6 protein-coding genes are annotated in these 5,106 nt (G+C 66.9%); 2 read left to right on the top strand and 4 right to left on the bottom strand.

Features of this window, described 5'->3' with window-relative positions:
- The first annotated feature begins 2 nt into the window (after positions 1-2).
- Positions 3-806 (top strand): zinc metalloprotease HtpX, encoded by an 804-nt coding sequence (gene htpX / locus VKG81_RS00665; RefSeq protein ID WP_324388901.1) that lies wholly within the window; start codon positions 3-5, stop codon positions 804-806.
- 37 nt (positions 807-843) lie between these two features.
- On the opposite strand, the gene VKG81_RS00670 is transcribed toward htpX, so the two are convergent.
- From VKG81_RS00670 to VKG81_RS00685, 4 genes are read right to left on the bottom strand one after another with little or no spacing between them, the layout of a single operon-like run.
- On the bottom strand, positions 844-1,761 hold the full coding sequence (locus VKG81_RS00670; RefSeq protein WP_324388902.1) for a hypothetical protein: 918 nt from the start codon (positions 1,759-1,761) through the stop codon (positions 844-846).
- Positions 1,762-1,819: 58 nt separating this feature from the next.
- Positions 1,820-2,866, bottom strand: a complete 1,047-nt coding sequence (locus VKG81_RS21425; protein ID WP_414685105.1) for a hypothetical protein — start codon at positions 2,864-2,866, stop codon at positions 1,820-1,822.
- Positions 2,867-2,889: 23 nt separating this feature from the next.
- Entirely contained in the window at positions 2,890-3,042 is a 153-nt protein-coding gene (locus VKG81_RS00680; protein ID WP_324388903.1) for a hypothetical protein, read from the bottom strand.
- 11 nt (positions 3,043-3,053) lie between these two features.
- Positions 3,054-4,037 carry an OmpA family protein gene (locus VKG81_RS00685; protein WP_324388904.1) on the bottom strand — a complete coding sequence of 328 codons (984 nt, stop codon included), beginning with the start codon at positions 4,035-4,037 and terminating at the stop codon, positions 3,054-3,056.
- A gap of 762 nt (positions 4,038-4,799) precedes the next feature.
- Between VKG81_RS00685 and VKG81_RS00690 the strand changes: the two genes are divergently transcribed.
- A partial coding sequence (locus tag VKG81_RS00690) for an SIMPL domain-containing protein (RefSeq protein WP_414685106.1) occupies positions 4,800-5,106 on the top strand: 307 nt, incomplete at its 3' end.

A 5,106-nucleotide genomic window follows, 5' to 3' on the forward strand; every position in this document is an offset into this window, starting at 1 on the left:
CGCTGATCGTGTTCATCGGGGCGCTGTTCCACAATAGGTCGATTTTGGTGCTGTCGATCGTGCTCGCGGTCGGCATGAACGTCTGGGCCTATTTCAAGAGCGACACCCTGGCGCTGCGGGCCATGCACGCGCAGCCGGTCACCGAGGCGCAGCAGCCCGCGATGTACCGGATCGTGGGCGAGCTGGCGACCACGGCGCATCAGCCGATGCCGCGGCTCTACGTCAGCGATACCGCGTCCCCGAACGCTTTTGCCACTGGACGCAGTCCCCGGCATGCCGCGGTGTGCTGCACCGCCGGAATCCTGCAGATCCTTGACGAGCGCGAGTTGCGCGCGGTGCTCGGCCATGAGCTTTCGCACGTCTACAACCGCGACATCCTGATTTCCTGCGTTGCCGGGGCGATGGCGGCGGTGATCTCCGGCATGGCGAACATGGCTTTCCTCGCGGGTCGGGCCGGCGGCAGCGGGGGTGGACGCGCGAATCCCCTGGCGCTGCTGCTGGTCTCGCTTCTCGGTCCAATCGCGGCGACGGTGGTGCGGCTTGCAGTATCTCGGGCGAGGGAGTACCAGGCCGACGAGTCCGGAGCCGAGCTGTCCGGCGACCCGATGGCGTTGGCGTCGGCGCTGCGCAAGATCGCCGGTGGTGTCGAGGTGGCTCCGCTGCCGCCGGTTCCACAGCTGGCCAGTCAGTCACATCTGATGATCGCCAACCCGTTCCGGGCGGGCAACATGATGGGGAAGTTGTTCTCGACGCACCCGCCGATGGCTGAGCGAATCGCCCGGCTGGAGGCGATGGCGCGCCCCTAGCAGCCATGCGGTGTCTCGCGCGCGGGACGCTCTCCGCCTAGATCCGGCCGCCGGGGAACATGGTCTTGACGGCCTCGGTGATTGTGTTGCGCGCGGTGCTGTCGTCGGTCGGTTGCCGGGATTCGATCACCATGACGTACCGGTACTGGGCCCCGATCAAGCCGGTGGACAGGTGCATCCAGTCGTCGCCGATGCAGCACATCCAACCCTGCTTGACCGCGACCGGCTCGGCGTAGAGGCCATCCGGGATGCCGAACCGCTGCGGGTAGCCGTCGTCGCCCTGCGCCGTGGACCGCACCAGGTCGTTGATGATGACGGCGGCCTGATCCGGTGACAGCCCGCCCTTCGCGTCCAGCAGCATGCTGTAGTACTGCACCAGATCGGCCGCGGTGGTCATGGTGTTCCACCACAGCCCGTTGGTGCCCGGCCCGGTTGACCGCAGCCCGTAGCGCGACGCGACCCGCGCGACGATCGCATCTCCGCCGCCACGTTCCCAAAACCGTTCTCCCGCAGCATCATCCGAGGACTGCAACATCACGTCGAGGCCTTGGCGGTCCTCGGGCGACAGCGGAGTCTGCCCGGTGGACGATTGGTACAACAGGTCGTCGGCGATGAACAGTTTCGCGACCGACGCCGTCGCGATCGCTGTGTTGTTGCCGTTGGACACCGTCCGGTGGGTGACCCGATCGAGCACCAGCACCGAGATGTCGGCGCCGTCGCCGGTCGCGTTGGCGGTGGCCTGTCTCGCGCGGGAGTCCACCCCGTCGAGCGCGGCCTCGGTGACGTTGGGCTGCGCGTCGGGCAGGACGCCGGCCAGCGCCACCGGCGCGGCCAACTGTGGGCCGGACTGAGCGGCGCCGGTGTCGCCGTGCACCTTTGCGGCGCACGCGGCGATCAGCACCACACACATCACCCCGGCGGTGGCCGTGAACGGTGCCGGGGGCACGCGACGCATGACTCTCCGCGACGCCAGAATCCGACGGCTAAGGCCGCGCGGCAATTTCGGACGCGCCCTAGTTCCTGTGGTGTGCCTGGTCCCAGCGCGTGAACCCGGCCTGGATGGCCGACTCCTCGTCCTTGAACCAGATGAAATCGGCGGTCGTCTCCTTGTACCACCGGCTCTCCGGGGTGTGATAGAGCATCGAATTCTCGTTGCCCTTCACCGTGTATCCGGCCGGGCCGCTGCCGCCGACGCCCGCCCGCGCCGAACCGGCACCGTACGGCTCATCCGGGGATGTCCGGCCGGGGACCGATTTGGCGGCCGCACCGGCTGCCGCCGCACCGCCGGCCGTCATGCCGGCTGCGGCGACATCACGGCCCCCCGGGTGGCCTTTGTCCCAGCGAGTGAACCCGGCGCGCACGGCCGATTCCGCGTCCTTGAACCAGACCTCGGCGATCGTCTGCTCGTACCAGGGGCTCTCCGGGGTGTGATACAGCATCGAATCCTCGTTGCCCTTCACGTTGTACCCCGCCGGGCCGCTGCCGTCGGCGCCTGCCCGCGCCGACCCGGCGCCGTACGGCTCCTCGCCGGTCGGCCCCTTTCCTGCCGATGATCTCTCAGTCAACCTGGCCGCCGCGCCGCCGGCCGCCGCGGCACCCGCGGCGGCGACACCAGGGGCTCCCGGATGGTGGCCTTTATGCCAGGGGGAGAACCCGGCTCGGATGGCGGATTCCTCGTCCTTGAACCAGACCTCGGCCTTCGTCTGCTTGTAGGACGGGCTCTCCGGGGTGTGATAGAGCATCGAGTCCTCGCTGCCCTTCACCGGGTACCCGGCCGGGCCTCTGTCGCCGCCGGTGCCCCGGGCCGACCCGGCGCCATACGGCTCATCGGCGGATGGTTTGCGGCCGGCGGAAGATGCGGCCGCCGCACCACCCGCCGCTGCCGCACCGCCGGCGACCGCCGCGTCCCTACCCAGACTGCCGCCCCGGGCATCCGAGCGACGGACGTCACGGCCTCCGACGAAACCGGCCCGGCTTTGGCTGACCGGCACCTCACCCTTGACCCGCCGGATCGCAAACAGGAACGTCCACACCAGCCCCAGCACAAACGCCAGGGCCATCAGCCACCAATTTATGTCATGCATCACCGTGCTCCGATCTCACGCGCACCGGGGAGGGCCGCGATGGCCTCCGCCTTGTTTTTGGGTCTGATTGAGACAACAGTGATCAGCCAGGCGATCAGCGAGCCCACCGCGAAGGCGAGCAGATACCACAACCATTGGATGACGAAGTCCATGACAATTCTCCTTAACTGACCGTGATCTCGACCCGACGGTTCTGGGCTCGCCCATCGGCGGTGTCGTTGCTTGCGACCGGATTGGTGGACCCGAGCCCCTTGGAGGTGACGTGGTCGGCGGCCACCCCCTGCGACACCAGGTAATCGGCGACAGTCTTGGCCCGGTTGGCGCTCAACGGAACGTTGATGGCGTCATTGCCGGTGTTGTCGGTGTACCCGGTGACCACGACGCTCGCGTTCGGGCAGGACTTCAGCTTGTCGGCGACCTGAGTCAACTCCTGCTGGTAGGCCGGGGTGAGGTTGAAGAAATTGGTCTCGAAAGTGATCGGTGTCCGCATCAGACCCGTGATGTCGGCCTGCAGACCATTGCAGTTACCGCTGGGGGCCGGCGCGCCCGAGGGGGCATTGACCTGGATCTCGTTGACGATGGCAGTGTTCGGCCACGCGCTCCTGGCCGCCGCTTCAACCGCGGCCTTGTCGGAGTCGCTGGCCGCGGTCCCGGTCAGTGTGATCTTGTCGGCGCCCACGTTGAGACCGAAACCGGGAATCGAGGCGCCCGCTTTCAGCACCGCGCTCACCGCCGAGATGTCAGGAGCGGGGGCACCGCCGCTCAGGGTGAGCTTGTCGACCACGTTGACGTCCGGTCCGAACGACGCCTTCACCGCGGACAGCAACGACGCCCGGGTCGCATCATCCGGGACGGTGCCGGACACGGTGACGTCGTTGCCGTTCCGGGTGAATGACAGGCCCTGAGCCGCGGCGTTGGGCGCGGTCACCGAAACGCTGGGAGCCGCGGAGACAGTCGTCGACGGCGACGCGTTGACGCTCGCGGCGCTGGTCTCCTTCTTGGACTTGTCAAGCATGCCGTGGCCGATTGCCCCCAGCACAAGCGGGACTACCAGCAGCCCCAACAACCAGGCCAGACCCGGCGGCCGGCGATAGAGCTTGGACACGGGGCGCCACTCGGTGGTGCGATTTTCTTCAGAACCCGCCATTGGGGTCTCCTTCGAACGACGGAAGAAATTTCGATCGTCATCGAACAGGTCGACGGTAGAACTGTGCGAGGTCGCTCGCAGCCAGTTGGCATGAATTCCGGCGCGAAATCATCATTTGTTCACAATTAAGGGCAACCCCGGCATCACAGGTGGATCCGCGAGGCTCTCCAGCGTCCCGACAGCAAACAACCCATCCGCTTCGCCCGTCGCGCACCGGGCCCACCCTGCCTGTATCGATGTGGCCGCGATGTTGAGCGTTCACGCGGTATCGCGGGCAAACGGAGGCGTGGCTGAAGGGCATTTTCTCCGCCGCAGCGGCGCTAATTTCTGATCGTTTTCCAATTGGTTAAATTAACTAACGGGGCGAACCGCCGATGCTTATGGGTATACCTGCCGCGGCCGTCAGCGAATCCGCCGGGCTCGGCCCCGAACAGCGATGAGGTCCTGCGCAATACCATGGCCGCCACCGAATTTCTCGCCCGTTCGACCACACTGACCAGCGTCGGCTGGGTTGGCCAAAGAGGGCATCCTGAAGTACGACGTCAACCGGGTTGGCTTTGTTGGCAACGTAGGTGACGAGCGACTCTGTTTGCCGACTGGCACCGGACTGCGATGGACAGCCGTCCGCGCGCCAGTGAACCGTCCGGTGGGTCCGGAGACTTACTGGTGTGAGAGCTCAGCCGGTGGGCCGGGCTTCAGCGAACGAGGCGACGTCGCCCGCGCCGCGTCGTACGGCGGGCCACCACACTTTGCGCGCCAACGATCTCGGATCCTCGTCACGCCACGACCGGTAGGGTCCCAAAAATGCTGAGCCGACAGGTCACCGTGGTCGGTTCTGGGCACGTACGGGGCGCACCGGACATGCTGACGGCCAACGTCTCGATCGAGTTCACCGCGCCCGACGTCACCGCCGCGATGAACCAGACCGGCCAGCGGCAGCAGGCCGTGATCAACGCACTGGTCAGCGCCGGCGTCGACCGCAAAGACATCAGCACCACCCAGGTCAGCCTGCAACCGCAATACGGGCCGGACTCCTCGGCCATCGTCGGCTACCGGGCCGGCAACTCCA

This window comes from Mycobacterium sp. (assembly GCF_035314905.1).
Taxonomy (GTDB): domain Bacteria; phylum Actinomycetota; class Actinomycetes; order Mycobacteriales; family Mycobacteriaceae; genus Mycobacterium.